At 73.1% G+C, this 21,400-nt stretch carries 18 protein-coding genes; 10 read left to right on the top strand and 8 right to left on the bottom strand.

Going from position 1 to position 21,400, the window contains the following annotated elements:
• The first annotated feature begins 37 nt into the window (after window positions 1-37).
• From BG482_RS23520 to BG482_RS23505, 4 genes are all read left to right on the top strand, one after another.
• Window positions 38-1,063 (top strand): esterase-like activity of phytase family protein, encoded by a 1,026-nt coding sequence (locus tag BG482_RS23520; protein ID WP_069771085.1) that lies wholly within the window; start codon window positions 38-40, stop codon window positions 1,061-1,063.
• A 91-nt stretch (window positions 1,064-1,154) separates the two neighbouring features.
• Entirely contained in the window at window positions 1,155-4,883 is a 3,729-nt protein-coding gene (locus tag BG482_RS23515; protein ID WP_069771084.1) for an ABC transporter ATP-binding protein, read from the top strand.
• A gap of 262 nt (window positions 4,884-5,145) precedes the next feature.
• On the top strand, window positions 5,146-5,511 hold the full coding sequence (locus tag BG482_RS23510; protein WP_069771099.1) for a hypothetical protein: 366 nt from the start codon (window positions 5,146-5,148) through the stop codon (window positions 5,509-5,511).
• 96 nt (window positions 5,512-5,607) lie between these two features.
• Window positions 5,608-7,020, top strand: coding sequence for a S28 family serine protease (locus BG482_RS23505; protein WP_069771083.1), 1,413 nt, complete (start codon window positions 5,608-5,610; stop codon window positions 7,018-7,020).
• Between the two features lie 91 nt (window positions 7,021-7,111).
• On the opposite strand, the gene BG482_RS23500 is transcribed toward BG482_RS23505, so the two are convergent.
• A complete protein-coding gene (locus tag BG482_RS23500) occupies window positions 7,112-8,896 on the bottom strand; it encodes a glycoside hydrolase family 3 protein (protein WP_069771082.1) in 1,785 nt (594 codons plus the stop codon).
• Between the two features lie 286 nt (window positions 8,897-9,182).
• Window positions 9,183-10,097, bottom strand: coding sequence for a LysR family transcriptional regulator (locus tag BG482_RS23495; protein WP_069771081.1), 915 nt, complete (start codon window positions 10,095-10,097; stop codon window positions 9,183-9,185).
• Between the two features lie 100 nt (window positions 10,098-10,197).
• Between BG482_RS23495 and BG482_RS23490 the strand changes: the two genes are divergently transcribed.
• The 3 genes from BG482_RS23490 to BG482_RS23480 are packed head-to-tail and all read left to right on the top strand — an operon-like array spanning window position 10,198 to window position 13,066.
• Window positions 10,198-11,175 (top strand): EamA family transporter, encoded by a 978-nt coding sequence (locus tag BG482_RS23490; protein WP_079142061.1) that lies wholly within the window; start codon window positions 10,198-10,200, stop codon window positions 11,173-11,175.
• A gap of 5 nt (window positions 11,176-11,180) precedes the next feature.
• Entirely contained in the window at window positions 11,181-12,407 is a 1,227-nt protein-coding gene (gene aroA / locus BG482_RS23485; RefSeq protein WP_069771080.1) for a 3-phosphoshikimate 1-carboxyvinyltransferase, read from the top strand.
• A gap of 26 nt (window positions 12,408-12,433) precedes the next feature.
• The gene (locus BG482_RS23480; protein ID WP_069771079.1) at window positions 12,434-13,066 is read left to right on the top strand and encodes a GNAT family N-acetyltransferase; all 633 of its coding nucleotides are present in this window, start codon (window positions 12,434-12,436) and stop codon (window positions 13,064-13,066) included.
• Window positions 13,067-13,219: 153 nt separating this feature from the next.
• Here BG482_RS23480 and BG482_RS23475 read toward each other — a convergent pair whose 3' ends face one another.
• The 3 genes from BG482_RS23475 to BG482_RS23465 all read right to left on the bottom strand — a co-directional run bounded on the left by BG482_RS23475 (window position 13,220) and on the right by BG482_RS23465 (window position 15,661).
• Window positions 13,220-14,014 carry a sugar phosphate isomerase/epimerase gene (locus tag BG482_RS23475; RefSeq protein ID WP_069771078.1) on the bottom strand — a complete coding sequence of 265 codons (795 nt, stop codon included), beginning with the start codon at window positions 14,012-14,014 and terminating at the stop codon, window positions 13,220-13,222.
• 220 nt (window positions 14,015-14,234) lie between these two features.
• Window positions 14,235-14,618, bottom strand: a complete 384-nt coding sequence (locus BG482_RS23470) for a hypothetical protein (RefSeq protein ID WP_069771077.1) — start codon at window positions 14,616-14,618, stop codon at window positions 14,235-14,237.
• Window positions 14,615-15,661: a LacI family DNA-binding transcriptional regulator gene (locus tag BG482_RS23465; RefSeq protein WP_069771076.1), complete on the bottom strand. Its 1,047-nt coding sequence runs from the start codon at window positions 15,659-15,661 to the stop codon at window positions 14,615-14,617. Before BG482_RS23465 ends, BG482_RS23470 begins: the two co-directional genes overlap by 4 nt.
• Before the next feature lie 299 nt (window positions 15,662-15,960).
• Here BG482_RS23465 and BG482_RS23460 point away from each other — a divergent pair, with 299 nt between their 5' ends.
• Genes BG482_RS23460 through BG482_RS23450 form a run of 3 tightly spaced genes read left to right on the top strand, consistent with a single transcriptional unit; the run spans window position 15,961 to window position 19,105 of the window.
• Window positions 15,961-17,118 carry a Gfo/Idh/MocA family protein gene (locus BG482_RS23460; protein WP_069771075.1) on the top strand — a complete coding sequence of 386 codons (1,158 nt, stop codon included), beginning with the start codon at window positions 15,961-15,963 and terminating at the stop codon, window positions 17,116-17,118.
• On the top strand, window positions 17,115-18,269 hold the full coding sequence (locus BG482_RS23455) for a dihydrodipicolinate synthase family protein (RefSeq protein ID WP_069771074.1): 1,155 nt from the start codon (window positions 17,115-17,117) through the stop codon (window positions 18,267-18,269). Before BG482_RS23460 ends, BG482_RS23455 begins: the two co-directional genes overlap by 4 nt.
• Window positions 18,270-18,304: 35 nt before the next feature.
• The gene (locus tag BG482_RS23450) at window positions 18,305-19,105 is read left to right on the top strand and encodes a sugar phosphate isomerase/epimerase family protein (protein ID WP_069771098.1); all 801 of its coding nucleotides are present in this window, start codon (window positions 18,305-18,307) and stop codon (window positions 19,103-19,105) included.
• Between the two features lie 99 nt (window positions 19,106-19,204).
• On the opposite strand, the gene BG482_RS23445 is transcribed toward BG482_RS23450, so the two are convergent.
• The 3 genes from BG482_RS23445 to BG482_RS23435 form a co-directional block, all read right to left on the bottom strand.
• Window positions 19,205-19,465, bottom strand: a complete 261-nt coding sequence (locus tag BG482_RS23445; RefSeq protein WP_069771073.1) for a Txe/YoeB family addiction module toxin — start codon at window positions 19,463-19,465, stop codon at window positions 19,205-19,207.
• Window positions 19,462-19,734: a type II toxin-antitoxin system Phd/YefM family antitoxin gene (locus BG482_RS23440; protein WP_069771072.1), complete on the bottom strand. Its 273-nt coding sequence runs from the start codon at window positions 19,732-19,734 to the stop codon at window positions 19,462-19,464. The genes BG482_RS23445 and BG482_RS23440 overlap by 4 nt, the downstream gene beginning before the upstream one ends.
• Before the next feature lie 353 nt (window positions 19,735-20,087).
• The gene (locus BG482_RS23435; protein ID WP_069771071.1) at window positions 20,088-21,299 is read right to left on the bottom strand and encodes a triacylglycerol lipase; all 1,212 of its coding nucleotides are present in this window, start codon (window positions 21,297-21,299) and stop codon (window positions 20,088-20,090) included.
• Between the last annotated feature and the right edge of the window lie 101 nt (window positions 21,300-21,400).

Here is a 21,400-nt window from a genome sequence, read left to right as displayed (position 1 = left end):
CCACCGCGCGTCACCGGCCCGCCCTACGGTGACGCCCATGCGCCTGCGAACCGTACTCGCCACCCTCACCGCCGGCCTGGCGGCGGCCGCCACGCTGACCGCCGCCGGGCCCGCCGCCGCCCACCCGGCCGCCGGGAACGCCTGCTCGCCGTCCGTCTCCGTCGACCGCTTCTCCGACGCGCTCGACAAGACGACGTTCGACGGCTCCTTCGTCGGCAACCTCTCCGCCCTCGCCCTGGACGGGGAGGGCTCCCTCGCGGCCCTCTCCGACCGTTCCGCCCTCTTCCGCCTGGACGCGAGGACCCTCGCCCCGGAGTCGGTCGTCCCGCTCGCCGACGAGAGCGGCGCGGCCCTCGACAGCGAGGGGCTCGTCGTGGACCGGGACGGCACCCGGCTGGTCACGTCCGAGAGCGAGCCGTCCGTGCGCCGCTACAGCCGGGACGGCGAGATCCTCGACCGTCTCCCGGTCCCGTCCTCGCTCCTCGTCGCCCCGGCCGGCCGGGCGACCGCCAACCAGACCTTCGAGGGCCTGACGCTCCTGCCCGGCGGCCGCACCCTCCTCGCCTCGATGGAGTACGCGATCGCCGGGGACAGCGCGGGCCTCGTCCGCTTCCAGACCTGGACCCGGACCCGGGGCGACCGCTTCCGCCTCGCGGCCCAGTACGCCTACCGCACGGACGCCGGCCTCGGCGTGCCCGAGGTCCAGGCCCTGGCCGACGGGCGGCTCCTCGTCCTGGAGCGCGGCTTCACCACGGGCGTCGGCAACACGGTCCGCCTCTACCTGGCCGACGCGCGCCGCGCCACGGACACCGCCGGGATCGAGAACCTGACCGGGCGGCCCGGCGTCCGTACGGTCGCGAAGCGGCTGCTGGCCGACCTGGTGACCTGCCCGTCACTGGGAGCGACCGCCAGGCAGCCCCAGCCCAATCCGCTGCTGGACAACATCGAGGGCATGGTGGTCACCGGCCGCGACCGGGGCGGTCTGCGGGTGCTCCTGGTCAGCGACGACAACCAGAACGCGGCGCAGACGACCCGGTTCCTGTTCCTGCGCGTCCGGGTCTGAGCACAAGACGCGATTTGTTGCGGAGGGATGAAATCCGCTTGCTTCGGCGTTGGTGCCTTCCGGCAGAGCAGGACGACAGGAAGGCACCGGCGTGGCAGCGCAGCAGGGGGAGCGGCGACGGAGCTGGGCGCGCAGACTGGCCCGATACGCCTGGCGCCATCCCACGGACGTGGTCCTCGCCCTCGGGTCCTCCCTCGGCGGCATGGCCGTCATGGCGCTGGTCCCGCTGGTCACCAAGGTGATCATCGACGACGTCATCGGCGACCACACCCGTGACATGGCCCCCTGGGCCGGAGCCCTGATAGCCGCCGCAGTGCTGGTCTACGCCCTCACCTACGTGCGCCGCTACTACGGCGGACGGCTCGCCCTCGACGTGCAGCACGATCTGCGGACCGAGATGTTCGACACGATCACCCGGCTCGACGGCCGCCGGCAGGACGAGCTGTCCACCGGCCAGGTGGTCGGCCGCGCCACCAGCGACCTGCAGCTCATCCAGGGCCTGCTCTTCATGCTCCCGATGACGATCGGGAACCTGCTCCTCTTCGTGATCTCCCTGGTGATCATGGCGTGGCTGTCGCTGCCGCTGACCCTGGTCGCCCTGGCCGTGGCACCCGCCCTCGCGTACATCGCGAGGCGCAGCCGCACCAAGCTCCACCCCGCCACCTGGTACGCGCAGGCCCAGGCGGCGGCGGTCGCGGGCGTGGTCGACGGCGCCGTCAGCGGCGTCCGCGTGGTGAAGGGCTTCGGGCAGGAGGACCAGGAGACCGGCAAGCTGCGCGAGGTGGGCCGGCGGCTCTTCGCGGGGCGGCTGCGCACCATCCGGCTGAACAGCGCCTACACCCCGGCCCTCCAGGCCGTCCCCGCCCTCGGCCAGGTCGCCATGCTGGCCCTCGGCGGCTGGCTGGCCGTGCGCGGCCACATCACCCTCGGCACCTTCGTCGCCTTCTCCACCTACCTCGCCCAGCTCGTCGGCCCGGTCCGGATGCTCGCCATGGTCCTCACGGTCGGCCAGCAGGCCCGCGCGGGAACCGAGCGCGTCCTGGAACTGATCGACACCGAGCCGTCGATGAAGGACGGCTCCAAGGAACTCCCCGCCGACGCCCCCGCCACCGTCGAGTTCGACGACGTCGCGTTCGGCTACGACCCCGACCAGCCCGTCCTCGACGGCCTCACCTTCGGGATCCGCCCCGGCGAGACCCTGGCGGTCGTCGGCTCGTCCGGCTCCGGGAAGTCCACGGTCTCGCTCCTGCTGCCCCGCTTCTACGACGTCACCAGGGGCGCCGTCCTCATCGGCGGGCACGACGTGCGCGAGCTCACCCTCGACTCGCTGCGGGCCGCGATCGGCCTGGTCCCCGAGGACTCCTTCCTGTTCTCCGACACGGTCCGCGCCAACATCGCCTACGGCCGTCCCGACGCGACCCAGGAGCAGATCGAGGCCGCGGCCCGCGCCGCCCAGGCCGACCGGTTCATCGCCGAGCTGCCCGACGGCTACGACACCACGGTCGGCGAGCACGGCCTCACCCTCTCCGGCGGCCAGCGCCAGCGCGTCGCGCTCGCCCGCGCGATCCTCACCGACCCGCGCCTGCTCGTCCTGGACGACGCGACCTCCGCCGTGGACGCCGCCGTCGAGCACGAGATCCACGAGGCCCTCAAGCAGGTCATGCAGGGCCGTACGACCCTGCTGATCGCCCACCGCCGGTCCACCCTCAACCTCGCCGACCGCATCGCCGTCCTCGACCGCGGCCGGCTCGCCGACCTCGGCACCCATGAAGAGCTGCAGGAACGCTCCGCGCTCTACCGCCGCCTGCTCACCGACCCCGACGAGCTGGGCGGCGTCTCGCCCGGCCACGCCCAGCAGGTCGCGCGGGGCGAGGACACGACCGTCCGCGACGAGCTGGACGCCGAGTTCGACGCCGAGCGCGGTGTGACCCCCCGGCTGTGGACGGGCGACCGCGAGCCGAAGGACACGGCCCTGTCCGGGACGCCGGCCACCCCCGACCTCCTCGCCCAGGTCGAGGCGCTGCCCCCGGCCGTCGACACGCCGGACGTCGACGAGGGACGGGCGGTCCAGCCGGAGGAGTCGTACGGCCTGCGCCGGCTGCTGCGCGGCTTCCGCGCGCCCCTCCTCGTCAGCCTCGCGCTGGTCGCCGTCGACGCCGGGACGAGCCTGCTGCTGCCCGTGATGATCCGGCACGGCATCGACCAGGGCGTGACCCGGATGGCGCTGGGCGCCGTCTGGACCGCCTCCCTGCTCGCCCTGCTCGCGGTGCTCGTGCAGTGGATCGCGCAGACCGGCGAGATCCGGATGACCGGCCGCACCGGCGAACGGGTCCTCTACACCCTCCGCCTGAAGATCTTCGCCCAGCTCCAGCGTCTCGGGCTCGACTACTACGAGCGGGAGCTGACCGGCCGGATCATGACGCGGATGACGACGGACGTCGACGCCCTGTCCACGTTCCTGCAGACCGGCCTGGTCACCGCCTTCGTCTCGGTCGTCACCTTCTTCGGCATCATGATCGCGCTGCTGGTGATCGACGTGCAGCTGGCGCTGGTCGTGTTCGCCACGCTCCCGCCGCTGGCGGTCGCCACCTACTTCTTCCGCAAGGCGAGCGTCAAGGCCTACGAACTCGCCCGCGAGCGCGTGTCGACGGTCAACGCCGACCTCCAGGAGTCGGTGTCCGGGCTCAGGATCGTGCAGGCGTTCCGGCGCGAGCGGGACGGCGGGGCGCGGTTCGCGGAGCGCTCCGACAGCTACCGCCAGGCGCGTATCCGGGGCCAGTGGCTGATCTCGATCTACTTCCCGTTCGTGCAGCTGCTGTCCTCGGTCGCGGCCGCGGCGGTCCTCATCGCGGGCGCGGGCCGGGTCGACGCGGCGACGCTGACCACCGGCGCCCTGGTCGCCTACCTCCTCTACATCGACCTGTTCTTCGCCCCCGTCCAGCAGCTCTCCCAGGTCTTCGACGGCTACCAGCAGGCGACCGTCTCCCTGGGCCGCATCCAGGAGCTGCTGCGGGAGCCGACGTCCACCGCGTCCGCCGACGCGCCGCTGGAGGTCCACTCCCTGCGCGGCGACATCGCCTTCGAGGGCGTGCACTTCGCGTACGGTGCCGCCGACGGACCCGAAGAGGCCCTGAGCGGCATCGAGTTGAGCATTCCGGCCGGTCAGACCGTCGCCTTCGTCGGCGAGACCGGCGCGGGCAAGTCGACCGTCGTCAAGCTGGTGGCCCGCTTCTACGACCCCACCGCCGGCCGGGTCACGGTCGACGGCACGGACCTGCGCGCCCTCGACCTCACCTCGTACCGTCACCGGCTGGGCGTCGTCCCGCAGGAGGCGTACCTCTTCCCCGGCACGGTCCGCGACGCCATCGCCTACGGCCGGCCCGAGGCCACCGACGCCGAGGTGGAGGCGGCGGCCCGGGCGGTCGGCGCGCACGAGATGATCGCCACCCTCGACGGCGGCTATCTCCACGCCGTCGCCGAACGCGGCCGCAACCTCTCCGCGGGCCAGCGCCAGCTGATCGCACTGGCCCGCGCCGAGCTCGTCGACCCGGACGTGCTGCTCCTCGACGAGGCGACGGCCGCCCTCGACCTCGCGACGGAGGCCCTGGTCAACCAGGCCACGGACCGTCTGGCAGGCCGCCGCACCACCCTCGTGGTCGCCCACCGCCTGACCACCGCCGCCCGAGCGGACCGCGTCGTGGTGATGGATCACGGCCAGGTGGTGGAGGACGGCACGCACGAGGAGCTGCTGGCCCTCGAGGGGCGCTACGCCCGCCTGTGGCGCACCTTCGTGGGCGAGGACGCGCCCGCGGCGGTCTGAGCGCGGCAGGGGGAGGGGCGGGGCAGGCGGCCGGGAGCTGTTCCGCGGTGGCGGTCGCCGGTCGCCGCCCGGCCGGTCGCCCCGATGCCCGTTTCCGGGGTCGCTGTCGTGGCTCGCGCAACCATCGGACATGTGTCTGGCGTCCGTACATCCGTACGGTTGACGCGAAACGCCATCGCGTACGGGGAACGTGGGAAGGGCGGGGACCGTGGGCACAGGCGCTTCGAGGCCGAAGGACGCGAGGGGCCCGGCAGGCAGGCGGCTGGCGGTGGGGCTGGCTCTGCTCATCGTCTCCGGCCTGCTCGCCGTCGTCGCGCCGGGCAGCGCCCAGGCCGCCTCCGCCACCGGCTGCGCGGGCCGCAAGGTGCGCACCCTGCCCTTCTCCACCGGCTCCGTGCAGGTCTTCCGCGACGGCGGCTACGTCTGCGCCGTCACCGTCCAGAACCACCCGGGCGCCAGGCGGCTGATCTCGGTGAGCCTGCAGGCGCGCGGCCTTCGCGCCGTGTCGAAGTCCCGGCGGGACACCCGCAGTTCCCCGCCGGCGCGGGTGTACGCGGGCCACCGCTACGTGCGGGTGACGGGAGCGGTGACCGGCGGCTCGTACCGTTCCGTCTGGTTCCAGTGCTGACCCTCCGCGTGAAGTGCCAAGCCCCCCTGGTGTGACGGGTGTTGCTCCGATACCTTCCGGCGACGCACATCTGTCTCACAGGGAGGGTGCACGCGCATGCGCAAGGCGCTCAGATGGCTGCTCGCGCTCATGGTGCTCATAGGCACGCTGAGCACGGCGGGAGCGGCCACCGCCGCGGAACCGGAGGCCGTCGACATCAAGGACCGGCTCCTCGCCGTACCGGGCATGAGCCTGGTCGAGGAGAAGCCGTACCCCGGCTACCGCTACTTCGTCCTCGAGTACACCCAGCCGGTGGACCACAGACACCCCGGGAAGGGCACGTTCCAGCAGCGGATCACGGTGCTGCACAAGGACGTCAGCCGCCCCACGGTCTTCTACACCGGCGGCTACAACGTCTCCACCACGCCGGGCCGCCGTGAGCCCACCCAGATCGTGGACGGCAACCAGGTCTCCATGGAGTACCGCTTCTTCACCCCGTCCCGCCCGTCCCCGGCGGACTGGTCCAAGCTGGACATCTGGCAGGCCGCGAGCGACCAGCACCGCATCTTCACGGCGCTGAAGAAGATCTACGGCAAGAAGTGGATCTCCACCGGCGGCTCCAAGGGCGGCATGACGGCCACCTACTACGAGCGCTTCTACCCCAGGGACATGGACGGCGTGGTGGCCTACGTGGCCCCGAACGACGTCGTCAACGACGAGGACTCGGCCTACGACCGCTTCTTCGCCTCCGTCGGCACCAAGGAGTGCCGCGACCGGCTGAACGCCGTCCAGCGCGAGGCGCTGGTGCGCCGGGCGCCGCTGGAGAAGAAGTACGCGGCGTACGCGGCGGAGAACGGCTACACCTTCACCACCATCGGCAGCCTGGACCGCGCCTACGAGGCGGTCGTCCTGGACTACGTCTGGGGCTTCTGGCAGTACAGCCTGCTGTCCGACTGCGGGTCGGTCCCGGCGGACGCGGCCACGGCCACGGACGACGAGATCTGGAACTCGGTCGACACCATCTCCGGCTTCTCCGCCTACGCCGACCAGGGCCTGGCGACGTACACCCCGTACTACTACCAGGCGGGCACCCAACTCGGCGCGCCCACCATCCACTTCCCGCACATCGAGAAGAAGTACGTCCGCTACGGCTACCAGCCGCCGCGCAACTTCGTCCCCCGCGACATCCCGATGAAGTTCCAGCCGTGGGCGATGCGCGACGTCGACTCGTGGGTGCGGCACAACGCCCGGCACATGCTCTTCGTCTACGGCCAGAACGACCCGTGGGGCGCCGAGCGGTTCCGGCCGGGCAAGGGCGCGCAGGACAGCTACGTCTTCACCGCTCCCGGCCTGAACCACGGCGCGAACGTGGCCGGTCTGGTCGCGGACCAGAAGGCGCTGGCCACCGCCCGCATCCTGGACTGGGCGGGCGTCCCGGCGCCGACGGTGTCCCAGGCCAGGCCGCTCGCGAAGTTCGACGCGAAGCTGGACGTGCGTGACGTGGAGCGGGAGCCCGCGCTGCGCCCGTAGCGCGGCGCGACGCACCCGACGGACAGGGCCGTGGACGCCGGGCGCCGAGCCCGGGCGTTCACGGCCCTTCCCGTCGCACTGGACGCGCGACTCAGTACGTCAGCCCGTGTCCGATCGGATACAGCACCTGCGCGGGGTCGTCCGGCCGCTGCACGGGCACCGGCAGTCTGCCGCGCGGGGAGACCGCCCCGGCGATCACCCGGGCGGCCGCCCGCAGTTCGACGTCCGTCCAGCAGTAGGTCGCCAGGCAGGCCTTCACGAACGGGAGCCGGGCCACGTCGTAGGGGTTGCGGACGGCCGCCGCCACCACCGGCCGTCCGGTCGCGGCCAGCTCCCGCACCAGGGTGCGCTGCGAGCTGTCCGCCGTGACGTCATAGGTCGTGACCACCACGGCGTCCGCCCCGGCCGCGGCGGCCACCGCCCGGGTGATCGCCTCGGGCGAGGGGTCCGTGCCGGTCGACAGGGCCGTCGCCGTGAAGCCGAGTGCGGTGAGCTCGGCGGCGAGGACCTCGGTGGGCGGGCCCGTCGTGCCGGACGGGGAGGCCGGATCGGCGCCCAGCACCAGGACCCGGGGGTGGGTCCGGACGGAAAGCGGGAGCACCGGCCCCTCGTTGACGAGCAGCGTCGTGGTGCGCTCGGCGAGCCGGTCTGCCGCCGCCAGATGCGCCGGGACGCCCACCGTCCGCCCGACGTCGCCCACGCGCACGTAGGGATCGTCGAACAGGCCCAGCCGCGCCTTCAGCCGCAGGATCCGCAGCACCGACTGATCGAGCCGCGCCTCGGTGAGCTCGCCGTCCTGCACGGCCTTCAGGACGGCGTTCCAGGCCACGTCCAGCTTCGGCGGGTTGAGGAGCTGGTCGACGCCCGCCCGCAGCGCGAGCACCGGCACCCGGTCGTCGCCGTACCGGGTGCGCACGCCCGCCATGTCGAGGGCGTCGGTGATGACGACCCCGTCGAAGCCGAGCCGCTCGCGCAGGAGTCCGGTGACGACCGGCCGGGACAGGGTGGCGGGGTCGCCGGAGGCGTCGAGGGAGGGGACGACGATGTGCGCGGTCATCAGGGCGTCGACGCCGGCCGCGATCGCCGCACGGAAGGGCGGCGCGTCCAGCGCCTCCCACTCCTCGCGGGTGTGGGTGATGACGGGGAAGCCGGTGTGGCTGTCGACGGCGGTGTCGCCGTGCCCGGGGAAGTGTTTGCCGGTCGCCGCCACCCCGGCCGCCCGGTATCCCTCGATCTCGGCCGCGACCAGGCCGGCCACCGCCTCCGGGTCGGCGCCGAAGGAGCGGACGCCGATCACCGGGTTGGCCGGGTCGACGTTGACGTCGGCGACGGGGGAGTAGTCCTGCCGGATGCCCATGGCCCGCAGCTCGCGGCCCGAGAGCAGCCCGAGGGTGCGGGCGTCGGCCCGGTCGCCGCCCGCGCCGATCGCCATCGCGCCCGGGAAGAGGGCGGCCGGTCGGCCCACCCGGCAGACGACGCCGTGCTCCTGGTCGGTGGAGATCAGCACCGGCAGACCGCGCGGCTGCGCGAGGGACGCCCGCTGGAGTCCGTCGGACAGCTCCGCGATCTGGCCCGGGGCACGGGTGTTGTTCGCCCACGTGAAGTAGATGATCCCGCCGAGCCGGTAGCGCGCGAGCAGCTCGGCGGCCGTGCGCACGCCGAAGTCGGTGAGGTTGGCGTCGGCGTCGGCCGGGTCGGGCGCGGTCGCCGAGTGGCCGTGGACCCGGGAGACGAAGACCTGGCCGACCTTGTCCCGCAGGGTCATACGGGACAGGAGGGCTTCGGGCGAGCGGTCGTCCGCGCGGGCCGTGCCGCCCGCGGCGAGGGCGGCGGTGACGCCGGCGGTGGCGGCGAGAACGGTGCGTCTGGAGGGCATGTGCGCTCCTTGCGGTGGGGGGCCGGTGGCGCACGCTACCTGCGGGGGCGCCGACATCGGCGCATTGGAGGGGGCGCGCCGACGACGGCTCGGCTGCCGGCCGCGGTGCGGCGGAGAGGGCGGGTCGGCGGTCGCCGCCGGCGAGCGCCGACACCGCACCGTGGACGGTCCTCCGGCGGCGCGCGGACGGGACGCACGGGGCTCGAGCAGGGTTCCCGCTCACCCGGGACTCCCGCAAGCCGATGCGGACGTGACGGAACGGAACCCCTGTGACGCCCCCCGGCGTTCACGGCCGGTGGGCCGACACCTGCGGCCACCGTTCGCGCAGCACCCGCACCGTCTCCGCGATCGCCGGTCGCCGTGCCGCCCCCGTCCGCCACAGCGCGTACAGCCGCCGCACCGGCGTCGGGTCGAGCGGCACCTCCACCGCGCCCGGCGGCAGCGGGCCCCGCCCCAGTCGCGGGATGAGGGCCACCCCCAGCCCGGCCGCGACCAGAGCGACCAGGGTCGGGTTCTCCTCGGCCGTGTGGACGAGGTCGGGCTCGTGCCCCGCCGCCCGCAGCGTACGCACCAGCCAGTCGTGACAGACCCGGCCCGGCGGCTGGCAGATCCATCGCTCGCCGCCCAGTTCCTCGCGCCGCACCCCCGTCCGCCCGGCGAAGGGATGCCCCTCGGGGACCAGCAGGTCGCACGCGTCGTCCCCGATCACCGCCTGCTCGACACCGGCCGGCGCGGGCAGCGGCGCGATGTCCCAGTCGTGCGCGACGGCGAGGTCCACGGCCCCCTTCGCGACCAGGTCCACCGACAGATGCGGGTCGACCTCGGTGAGCCGGGCGTCCAGGGCGGGATGCCTGCGGGCCAGGTCGGCGAGGACGCCGGGCAGCAGCCCGCGCGCCGCCGACGCGAACGCGGCGATGGTCAGCCGCCCGGCCGGCACCCCGCGCCGCTCCTCCAGCTCGGTCTCGGTGCGCTCCACGATCGCCAGCAACTCCTTGGCCGCGGCGACGAGTTGCAGTGCCTCGTCGGTGAGCCGGACACCGCGCCCCTCCCGCTCGAGCAGCACGGTCCTGGTCTCCCGCTCCAGCTTGGCGAGCTGCTGGGAGACCGCCGACGGGGTGTAGCCGAGGGCGGCGGCCGCGGCGCCGACCGTCCCGTGCACCGAGACGGCGTGCAGGGCGCGCAGGCGCTGGAGATCGAGCACGGCGGGCTCCTGGAACTCGGTGACAGATCAGCGTTGCTTCATCCAACCATGCAGCAATCATCGCTGGTGCTTCATGGTCGGGGCGGGCGATCCTCGACGCATGCGACCCGCTCACCTCGCCCTCGCCGTCCTCGTCGCCGCCGTCTGGGGCGTCAACTTCACCGTCATCGAGATCGGCCTCGGCCACTTCCCGCCGCTGCTCTTCTCCGCCCTGCGCTTCCTGGTGGCGGCGCTGCCCGCGGTGTTCCTGGTGGGCCGCCCCAAGGTGGCCTGGAAGTGGATCCTGGCGGTGGGACTCGTGCTGGGCGTCGCGAAGTTCGGGCTGCTGTTCGTCGGCATGGACGCGGGCATGCCGGCCGGCCTGTCCTCGCTGGTCCTGCAGATACAGTCGGTGTTCACCGCCGCCATCGCCTTCGCGGTCCTCGGCGAACGCCCGACCCGGATCCGTCTGCTGGGCATGGCCGTGGCCCTCGCCGGCATCGGCGTGGCGGCCGCGGACGAGGGCGCCTCGGGCCCGCTCGGCGCGTTCGCCCTGGTCATCGCGGCGGCAGCCTGCTGGGGCGCGTCGAACGTGCTCACCCGCAAGGCGTCCCCGCCGGACGCGCTGAACTTCATGGTGTGGGTGAGCACGGTCCCGGTCCTGCCGCTGTTCGGCCTCTCCCTGCTGACCGAGGGCCCGTCCCGGGACCTGGCGGCCCTGCGTGACCTGGACTGGCAGGGCGCGGGCACGCTCGTCTACGTCGCCTGGGTGACGACCGTCTTCGGGTTCGGCGCGTGGGGCTGGCTCCTGCACCGTCACCCGGCGTCCACCGTCGCCCCCTTCTCCCTCCTGGTCCCCGTCTTCGGCATGACGTCGGCCGCCGTCTTCCTCGGCGAGTCGGTGAGCGGGCCGCGCTGGTGCGCCGCCGCCCTGCTGGTGGGCGGGGTGGCGCTGACCTCCCTGGCGCCCGCGAGGAAGACCGGCCGCCGACCCGCGCGGCCCACCGCGGAGGCGGCCGTTCATCCGGACGGAACGGTCCCGGCACTCGTCCATCCCGTGGACGTACCGGCGGCGGGGCGGACCGGCGCGGGATCATGAGGGGCATGGCCCTCGTCGACATCCCTGGATCCAAGTCCCTCACCGCCCGCGCCCTGTTCCTGGCCGCGGCCGCCGACGGAGTCACCACCCTCCAGCGCCCCCTCCGCTCGGACGACACCGAGGGGTTCGCCGAGGGCCTGACCCGGCTCGGCTACCGCGTCGGACGGACACCGGACGCCTGGCAGATCGACGGCCGCCCGCAGGGACCGGCGCTCGCCGAGGCCGACGTGTACTGCCGGGACGGCGCGACCACGGCGCGCTTCCTGCCGGCCCTCGCCGCCGCCGGCCACGGGGTCTACCGCTTCGACGCCTCGCCCCAGATGCGCCGCCGCCCCCTCCTCCCGCTCACCCGCGCCCTGCGCGACCTGGGCGTGGACCTGCGGCACGAGGAGGCGGAGGGCCACCACCCGCTCACCGTGCGGGCGGCGGGCGTCGAGGGCGGAGAGGTCGTGCTGGACGCCGGCCAGTCCTCCCAGTACCTGACCGCGCTGCTGCTGCTCGGCCCGCTCACCCGCACCGGTCTGCGCGTCACCGTCACGGATCTGGTGTCCGCGCCGTACGTGGACATCACGATCGCCATGATGCGGGCCTTCGGGGCGGAGGTGGGCCGCGAGGGGGACACCTACGTCGTCGCGCCGGGCGGCTACCGGGCGACCACGTACGCGATCGAGCCCGACGCGTCGACCGCGAGCTACTTCTTCGCGGCGGCCGCGGTCACGGGCGGCGAGGTGACCGTGCCGGGCCTCGGCGCGGGCGCGCTCCAGGGGGACCTGGGCTTCGTGGACGTCCTGCGCCGGATGGGCGCCCGGGTGGACGTGGGGGCCGACCGCACGACGGTGGCCGGCACCGGCGAACTCCACGGCCTCACGGTCAACATGCGAGACATCTCGGACACCATGCCGACGCTCGCCGCGATCGCCCCCTTCGCCTCCGGACCCGTGCGCATCGAGGACGTGGCGAACACCCGGGTGAAGGAGTGCGACCGGCTGGAGGCCTGCGCGGAGAACCTCCGGCGGATGGGGGTGCGGGTGGCCACCGGCCCGGACTGGATCGAGATCGTGCCCGGCGCCGCCCCCGTCGGCGCCGACGTCAAGACCTTCGGCGACCACCGCATCGTCATGTCCTTCGCGGTGACGGGCCTGCGCGTCCCCGGAATCTCGTTCGACGACCCCGGCTGCGTCCGCAAGACTTTCCCCGGCTTCCACGAGGCGTTCGCGGAGCTGCACGTCTGAGCAGGGTGCGAGAGGACGACGTCGGAGTGAGCTTCACACTGCGGGGGCCGGTTCTGGAGGGGGCGCTGGTGCGCCTGGAGCCGCTGGAGCGCCGGCACGCGGCCGAGCTGGCGGTGGCGGCCGAGGAGGACCGGGGGACGTACGCCTTCACCTGGGTGCCCAGGGCCCACGAGATCGACGACTACCTCGACGCCCAGCTCGCCCGTGCGGCGACGGGCCGGCTCGCGCCCTACGCGCAGATCTCCCTCGCCACCGGCCGGGCGGTCGGCGCGACCTCCTACTGGGAGCCCCGGTCCTGGCGGTCCGACGACCGGCTCGACGCCGTCGAGGTCGGCTTCACCTGGCTCGCCGGCTCCGCCCAGGGCACGGGCGTCAACGCCGAGGCCAAGCTCCTCCTCTTCCGGCATGCCTTCGCGCAGTGGGGCGTCTCCCGGGTGGACCTGAAGACGGACGCCCGCAACAGCCGTTCCCGTGCGGCGATCGAAAGCGTCGGCGCCCGCTTCGAGGGCGTGCTGCGCAACTGGTCCCGCTCCTGGGCGCCGGGCGAGGACGACCGGCTGCGCGACTCCGCGATCTTCTCCGTCACGGCGCAGGAATGGCCCGGGTGCGAGCGGCGGCTGACGGACCGGGTGGCCCGCCGCCTCCCCCGCACGGCCTGACGTCCGCCCCCGCGGCGCAGGACGGCGCCCGGCGCAACTACGGCCGGACGACGACCGCCCGCCGCGGGCCGCTGTCCCGTGCGGGAGGCCGCGGCGCGCGCCGGGACCGGGCCGCCCGGCACACGCCCCGGCGGCGCGGTCGTCCCGGACTGCTCAGGCCGAGTCGTTGAGCAGGCGGCCCAGGTGGGCGCGGCCGCCGTCGAGGAGGCCCTCCAGCGGCTCGGCGGCCTCGTACCAGCGCTTCTCGTACTCCCAGCACAGCCAGCCGTCCCAGCCGTTGCGGGTCAGGACCTCGACGCACTCCGCGAGCGGCAGCACTCCGTCGCCCAGCGCCAGCGGGGTGGTGTCCTCGGCCGAGACGATGTCCTTGACCTGCACATAGCCCAGGGACGGGGAGAGCGCGGCGTACGTGTCCTGCGGCTGCTCGCCGCCCAGCCAGGTGTGCATGACGTCCCAGAGCGCGCCGACCTGACGGTGCCCGACGGGGCCGATGATCCGGATGACGTCCGCGCCGGTGCGGTGCGAGTCGTGGGTCTCCAGCAGGATGCGCACGCCGAAGTCGGCGGCGTGCTCGGCGGCGACCCCGAGCCGTCGGGCGGCCACGGCGTCCGCGTCGGGCTGGTCCTCGGATCCGCCCGGGAAGACACGGACGAAGGGTGCGCCGAGATCGCGGGCGAGGCCGACGAGGCCGCGGATCTCGTCGAGCACGGGCTCGTCGTCGCCGGGCGCGGCGACCCGCGCGTACCCCGCGACCCCGAGGATCTCGACGCCCGCCGCCTTGAACTCGGCGGCGACGGCGGTCCGTTCGTCCGGGCTCAGTCCCGGGTGGACCGGCTCCTCGGGATGGGCGCGCAACTCCACGCCGTGATAGCCGTGCGCGACCGCGAGCCGCAGCACATCGGAAACGGGCAGACCGGGGACACCGAGAGTGGAAAAGGCGAACTTCATGCTCCCCACTCTCACCCGGGCGCGGCACACGGGTCCAGTGCAGGCGGCGCGTTTTGCACCTGTGTGTACCGGTGTGCACCGATCGAACGGCCGCCGGGACTCCCGGGCGGGGACGATGGCCGCCCACGCTTCGGTGCGACGTACCCGTTCGTGGGCGGCCGCCGGCCGCCGGCCGTCCGACCGGGGGCCGTCCGACCGGGGGCCTCGGCGGCCTGCGGTCTCAGTCACGCTCGCAGGCGCGGAACCACCGCAGCAGCTCCTGACCGGCCGGGCTCTGCCCGTCGAAGTCCTGGAATCCCAGCTCTGCCGGCACCTCCCGGCCCAGGAGGCGGGCGCCGTCGCACCGGAAGCAGAACGCGATCTCGAAGAGCGGCTCGGGGTCGGCCTCGTCGTAGAGGCGGACGGCCCAGCCCGGCAGGAAGCAGCGGCTCCGCTCGCCGTCCGGCAGGCCGCCGACCAGGGCCAGGGTCTGCCGGACCTCGTCCTCGGCCCGGACCTCGACGACCTCGCCCCGCACGCCGCCCGCGGCGAACGGGTCGCCGGGATCGGCGATGCGGACGACCTCCAGCAGCCGGGCGTCCCGGTGGGCGGCCGGCAGCCTCATCCGCGCGGCACTCCCGACGACCCGCGCACCATCAACTCGCCGCGGATCGTGGCGATCCCGCCGGGCGGCGGCTCCTCGCGGCCCATGGCGATGCGTCCCGCCCGCGCCCCGGCCTCCGCCAGCGGCAGCCGCACCGTGGTGAGCGAGGGCACCACGTCGATGCTGAACGGAAGGTCGTCGAAACCCGCCACCGACACGTCCTCCGGGATCCGCAGCCCCGACTCGCGCAGCGCCGCGCAGGCCCCGAGCGCGACGGAGTCGTTGGCGGCGACGACCGCCGTCAGGGAGGGGTCGCGGCGCAGCAGCTCCAGGGTCGCCTCGTAGCCGGCCCGCCGGTCGTAGCGGCCGTGCACGGTCCAGCGCGGGTCCTCCTCGATGCCGGCTGCGGCCAGCGCCGCCCGGTGGCCCTCCAGCCGGTGCCGGGTGGTCGTGCGCTCCTCGGGCCCCGCGATGTAGCCGAGGCGCCGGTGGCCCAGCCCGATGAGGTGTTCGGTGAGCTCGCGTCCGCCTCCGCGGTTGTCGAAGGTCAGGGCTATGGCCGAGGTCTCCGGTGCGGGCGGCCGGCCGCACAGCACCACGCGTGTGCCGGCCTCGCCGAGCCGGCGCAGCTTCGACGCCACCGCCGAGGCGTGCGGTTCGTCCTCCACGGCCCCGCCGGTGAGCACCACGGCCGCCGCCCGCTGCCGTTGCAGCAGCGTCAGATAGGTCAGCTCGCGCTCCGGCGAGCCGCCGGTGTTGCAGACCACCGCGAGCCGCTCGCCGCCGGCCCGGCCGCCCGGTCCCCCGATCTCCGACTGGATCGCGCTCGCCATGATCCCGAAGAAGGGGTCGGCGATGTCGTTCACCAGAATGCCGACCAGGTCGGACGTGGCCGCGGCCAGCGCGCTCGCCGGCCCGTTCAGCACGTAGTCCAGCTCGTCGACCGCCCGCAGCACCCGCTCCCTGGTGGTAGCGGCTACGGGGTAGTTCCCGTTCAGCACGCGCGACACCGTTGCGGGCGAGACCTGCGCGCGGGCCGCCACGTCCGCCAGGGTCACCGTCATCTCGTCGTCCTCCGGTCACACATCTCGTCGTACGTCGTCGTACGCCCTGGTGGACAGCAGCCTGGGCAGGCGCGGTTCCGGGCGTGTCGAGCCGACCTTACGGCCCAGAAGCCCCGTTGTTCGCCCCCTCGAACAACTCGGGATGGACACGGTCTTGTCCGGACCACGGGTCAGAGGCTAGCTTCTTCCTGTATAGAAAGCGCTTGCTGTCACGCTGATCAGGAAGAGGCGTACGCGGCGCGCACAACGCGTACGAAAGGCGCAGCCACGCTGCGCACGACGCCTACGAAGGGATCGACGTGACACGCAAGACGGTGCGGATCGCCATGAACGGGGTGACCGGGCGCATGGGTTACCGCCAGCACCTCGTCCGCTCCATCCTGGCCCTGCGCGAACAGGGCGGACTCGACCTCGGCGACGGCACCGTGCTGTGGCCGGAACCGGTCCTCGTCGGCCGCCGCGAGCACGCCCTGAAGGCGCTCGCCGAGCAGCACGGCCTGGACCCGCAGAACGTCTCCACCGACCTCGACGCGGTCCTCGCCGACCCGACCGTCGAGATCTACTTCGACGCCCAGGTCACCTCCGCCCGCGAGGAGGCGATCAGGAAGGCGGTCGCCGCCGGAAAGCACATCTACACCGAGAAGCCCACCGCCACCGGCCTCGAAGGCGCCCTGGAACTGGCCCGCCTGGCCACCGCCGCCGGCGTCAAGCACGGCGTCGTCCAGGACAAGCTCTTCCTGCCGGGCCTGCTGAAGCTCAAGCGCCTCATCGACGGCGGCTTCTTCGGCCGGATCCTCTCCATCCGCGGCGAGTTCGGCTACTGGGTCTTCGAGGGCGACTGGCAGGCCGCCCAGCGCCCGTCCTGGAACTACCGTGCCGAGGACGGCGGCGGCATCGTCGTCGACATGTTCCCGCACTGGGAGTACGTCCTGCACGAGCTGTTCGGCCGGGTGAAGTCCGTCCAGGCCCTCACCGCCACCCACATCCCCCAGCGCTGGGACGAGCAGGACAAGCCCTACGACGCCACCGCCGACGACGCCGCCTACGGCGTCTTCGAACTCGACGGCGGCGCCATCGCCCAGATCAACTCCTCCTGGGCCGTGCGCGTCAACCGCGACGAACTCGTCGAGTTCCAGGTCGACGGCACCGAGGGCTCGGCCGTCGCCGGGCTGCGCAACTGCCGCGTCCAGCACCGCTCCGCCACCCCCAAGCCGGTCTGGAACCCGGACATCCCCGCCACCGAGGTCTTCCGCGACCAGTGGCAGGAGGTCCCCGACAACGGCGAATTCGACAACGGCTTCAAGGCCCAGTGGGAGCTCTTCCTCAAGCACGTCTACGCCGACGCCCCCTACCACTGGGACCTGCTGGCCGGCGCCCGTGGCGTCCAGCTCGCCGAACTGGGCCTGAAGTCCTCCGCCGAGGGCCGCCGTCTCGACGTCCCGGAGGTCACGCTGTGACCCTGCGACTGCCCGCCGCCGGCGGCGGCCTGCGGACCTACGAGCCCCGCAGCGAACCCTTCGCCCCGGCCACCGGCGCGCCCCTCGCCTCCCGGACGGTCTACTCGGCCGCCCACGTCGTCGCCGACCCCTTCGCGGACGGATCGCCCGACTCGCCCGCCGCCGTCGACTGGGACGCCACCCTCGCCTTCCGCCGTCACCTGTGGTCCCACGGACTCGGCGTCGCCGAGGCGATGGACACCGCCCAGCGCGGCATGGGCCTGGACTGGGCGGGCGCGGCCGAGCTGATCCGCCGCTCCGCCGCCGAGGCCAAGGCGGTCGGCGGCCGCATCGCCTGCGGCGTCGGCACCGACCAGCTCACCGCCGGCGGCACGCTCGCCGAGGTCCGCGCGGCCTACGAGGAGCAGCTCGCCCTCGTCGAGGAATCGGGCGCCCAGGCCATCCTGATGGCCTCCCGCGCCCTCGCGGCCGCGGCCTCGGGCCCCGAGGACTACCTCGAGGTCTACGGCCACCTGCTGCGCCAGGCCGCCGAGCCGGTGATCCTGCACTGGCTGGGCCCGATGTTCGACCCGGCGCTGGAGGGCTACTGGGGCTCGGGCGACCTGGACACGGCCACCGGCACCTTCCTCGACGTCATCGCCGCCCACCCCGACAAGGTGGAGGGCATCAAGGTCTCGCTGCTGGACGCCCGCCGCGAGATCGACATCCGGCGCAGGCTGCCGCAGGGCGTGCGCTGCTACACCGGCGACGACTTCAACTACCCCGAGCTGATCGCGGGCGACGAGCACGGTTTCAGCCACGCCCTGCTCGGCATCTTCGACCCGCTGGGCCCGCTGGCGGCGGAGGCGGTCCGCGTCCTCGACACGGGCAACGTGGCCGGCTTCCGGGAGCTGCTCGACCCCACGGTCGAGCTCTCCCGCCACCTCTTCCAGACCCCCACCCGCTTCTACAAGACGGGCGTGGTCTTCCTGGCCTGGCTGGCCGGCCACCAGTCGCACTTCACGATGGTCGGCGGCCTGCAGTCGGCCCGCTCCCTCCCGCACTTCGCCCGCGCCTACGAACTCGCCGACGGCCTTGGCCTGTTCCCCGACCCCAAGCTCGCCGAGGAGCGGATGAAGACCCTGCTCGCCCTGTACGGAGTGACCCAGTGAGCAAACCGGATCTGAGCCGCTTCTCCATCAACCAGATGACGGTGAAGCAACTGTCCCTGCCCGAACTGGCCGACGCCTGCCGGGACCTGGGCGTGGTCAACGTCGGCCTGTGGCGCGAGCCGGTGCAGACGTACGGCGTGGAGGCGACGGCGAAGCTGGTCGGCGACGCGGGCCTGACGGTGACGACCCTGTGCCGGGGCGGCTTCCTCACCGCGATCGACCCGGACGAGCGGGCGGCGGCCCTGGCCGACAACCGCCGCGCGGTCGACGAGGCGGCCGCACTCGGCACCGAGGTGCTGGTCCTGGTCTCCGGCGGCCTGCCCGCCGGCTCCAAGGACCTGCACGGCGCCCGCGAACGCATCGCGGACGCCCTCGCCGAACTGGGCCCGTACGCCGAGCGGCAGGGCGTGAAACTGGCCATCGAGCCCCTGCACCCGATGTACGCGGCCGACCGTTGCGTGGTCTCGACGCTCGCCCAGGCCCTCGACCTGGCCGAGCGCTTCCCGGCCCATCAGGTCGGCGTCACGGTCGACACGTACCACGTCTGGTGGGACGACCGGGCCCCCGCCCAGATCGCCCGGGCGGGCGCGGGCGGCCGCATCCACAGCTTCCAACTCGCCGACTGGACCACGCCGTTGCCCGAGGGCGTGCTGACCGGCCGCGGCCAGATCGGCGACGGCGCGATCGACATGCGCGAGTGGCAGGGCCACGTGGAGACGGCCGGGTACACGGGCGCGATCGAGGTCGAACTGTTCAACGACGGCCTGTGGGCCCGGGACGGCCGCGAGGTCCTGGCGGAGACGGCGCAGCGGTTCCTGGCGCACGTGAACCGGTAGCCTCCGTCACCGGACGGGTCGCCGTCCCGGACCATACGGCCACCGGGTCCGGGACGGCGACCAGGACCCGAAGACCGCTCGTGTCGCTGCGGCGAGCGGTCAGCCGTAGTGGTACCGGGCCTTGATGACGACGACGGCCTTGTCCTCCACCGCGTACACCAGACGGTGCTCGTCGTCGATCCGGCGGGACCAGAACCCGGACAGCTCGCCCCTCAGGGGCTCCGGCTTCCCGATCCCCGCGAAGGGATCGCGTCGGCAGTCGTCGATCACCTTCGCCAGACGGCGGCACATCTTCGGATCGGTCGTCGCCCAATACGCGAAGTCGTCCCATCCGTCGGGAGTGAAGCGGATGTCCCTCACCCCTCACCCTCCGTGGCGCCGTACAGCTCGTCGACGGTCTTCTCGACGGTTTCCCCGGCTTTGTAGGCTGCGACGGCCCTCATCAGCCGCGCCGCGTTGGCGGGGGACCGCAGGAGGTACACGGTCTCCTGCCATGACCGGTAGTCATCGGCGGACATCAGCACCGCGTCGCCCGACCTGGAGGTGATCTCCACGACGGTGTGGTCGTTGTTGACCTGCTCGATCAGGGGGAACAGGGTCTTCCTCGCCTCGCTGGCACTTATCGACATGGCAGACTCCTCTTCTCCTGGCGGTACGAGAAAACGGTACCAGTAGTGGTGCGATTTTTCGGTACCAGAAGCGGCCGTCCGGGGACGGCGCCCGGCCGCGGGAACCGTGCGACGGCCGCCGGGCGTGCCGGGCGCCCACAGGTCCTCCCGTCTCGGCGCCCCCTGTCCGCCGCCATGACGGTGTACGCCGTTCCGCAGCGCGGGTGGTTCGTCTCCGACCCCCTGCCGCCCGCCCCTGAGGCACCCGCGCCGTCTGCCTGGTACGGCCGGCCCCCGAGAGCGGCGAAGGGGCCGCCCTCCGCCAGGTGCGAGCGGTGGGCGGCCCCGGTGATGCCAGGGCGTGACGCGGCGGGTCAGTGCGGCAGGCGGTCCAGCAGCCAGGTGCACAGTTCCTCGGTGATCCCGGTGTGCGGCGTGGTCGTCGACGAAAGGACGTAGTCGTCCAACTCGCTGTCCTCCGGGTCCAGTTCGTCGACCTTCGCGTACAGGTCGGCCTGTGCCTCGATGTCGCGGACGGCGACCGCGCTCACCGACGGCACGAAGCACACCTCCTCGTGCCGCAGATCCACCGTGCCGCCGAGCTTCCGCATCGCGTCGGCGAGGATCTTGTAGGTGTGCAGGGTGCCGCCGGGCGCACCGTCCAGCTCCGGGAAGCCGTCGGTGGTGATGGTCTTCTCGGCCGCGGGGAACCGACGGTTCAGGTAGGCGACCGTCACGTCGTCGCCCTGGGCCTGGGTGTAGAAGGTGGTGCCCGGGTAGATCCCGTCGATCCGCAGCGCCATCTCGCCGGGCGTGACATCCGGCAGGCCGATCCCGTCGCCGCGGCCGTTGGCGATGCCGAGCAGACGCGGGATCCGCGGCCAGCCGCCCATCCGGTCGAGCGCGGCCAGGAACTCGGTGCGCTCCTTGGCCACCCCGATCTTCCCGGTGTCCTTGTCGTAGTGCCGCCAGAGCATCTGACGGGCCGCCGGGCTGTCCATCTGCTTGGCGAAGTCGTTCGCGAACGGGATGAAGTACGAGAACGCCTGCACGCCGACGGGGATGGAGGCGCCGCGGTGCGGGCTGTCGTACGAGAAGTACAGCGCGGTCTGGTGGTGCATCCGCTGCGTCTCCAGCTTGGCCAGCGCGTACCGGGTGACGATGCCGCCCATGCTGAACCCGCCGACGACCAACGGGGCATCGCCCTGTTTCTCGGCGTTGGCCCGCATGACGGCGGCCACGGCGGCTTCCGCGTTGTCCAGGATCGACGCGCTGCGCTCCTCGAACCCGAGCAGGATCACGTCCCTGCCGCGCCCGCGCAGCTCGCTGATGAACGGGAAGCCGCTCTCCAGGCCCTGGTACAGCTTGTCGAGCTCGCTGCGGCCGAGGTTGAAACCGTCGGCCATGATCACGGGGCGGACGAGGCTGCCGGGGGTGGTGTTGCCCTCGCCCCGGAAGACCCAGGCGAAGCCGTTCGGCAGGGTCCAGTCCTCGTGGTCCGGGACCTCGACCGGGGTGGGGGGTTCGACGGTGATCGCGGCGCCGAGGGTGAACGTGCCGACGTTGGGCTCGGCTGTCTCCGACATGGTCGTGCTCCTTGTGGGAGGGGTGGGGAACGACCACATCATGGGGGGCGATTTGCCCCTGTCACCCGTTTGACCTGCGGGGTTCATTACAAGTGATGCAA

Source organism: Streptomyces sp. LUP30 (assembly GCF_001746365.1).
Taxonomy (GTDB): Bacteria; Actinomycetota; Actinomycetes; order Streptomycetales; family Streptomycetaceae; genus Streptomyces.
This window is presented reverse-complemented; position numbering and strand designations above follow the sequence as displayed.

Coding starts and splice junctions, on each gene's coding strand:
- BG482_RS23465 (WP_069771076.1), bottom strand. CDS start 15,661: ATGACGGTGACCCTGGCGGACGTGGCGGCCCGCGCGCAGGTCTCGCCC.
- BG482_RS23500 (WP_069771082.1), bottom strand. CDS start 8,896: ATGCCCTCCAGACGCACCGTTCTCGCCGCCACCGCCGGCGTCACCGCC.
- BG482_RS23490 (WP_079142061.1), top strand. CDS start 10,198: ATGCGACCCGCTCACCTCGCCCTCGCCGTCCTCGTCGCCGCCGTCTGG.
- BG482_RS23440 (WP_069771072.1), bottom strand. CDS start 19,734: ATGTCGATAAGTGCCAGCGAGGCGAGGAAGACCCTGTTCCCCCTGATC.
- BG482_RS23520 (WP_069771085.1), top strand. CDS start 38: ATGCGCCTGCGAACCGTACTCGCCACCCTCACCGCCGGCCTGGCGGCG.
- BG482_RS23435 (WP_069771071.1), bottom strand. CDS start 21,299: ATGTCGGAGACAGCCGAGCCCAACGTCGGCACGTTCACCCTCGGCGCC.
- BG482_RS23470 (WP_069771077.1), bottom strand. CDS start 14,618: ATGAGGCTGCCGGCCGCCCACCGGGACGCCCGGCTGCTGGAGGTCGTC.
- aroA (WP_069771080.1), top strand. CDS start 11,181: ATGGCCCTCGTCGACATCCCTGGATCCAAGTCCCTCACCGCCCGCGCC.
- BG482_RS23450 (WP_069771098.1), top strand. CDS start 18,305: ATGACGGTGAAGCAACTGTCCCTGCCCGAACTGGCCGACGCCTGCCGG.
- BG482_RS23475 (WP_069771078.1), bottom strand. CDS start 14,014: ATGAAGTTCGCCTTTTCCACTCTCGGTGTCCCCGGTCTGCCCGTTTCC.
- BG482_RS23505 (WP_069771083.1), top strand. CDS start 5,608: ATGCGCAAGGCGCTCAGATGGCTGCTCGCGCTCATGGTGCTCATAGGC.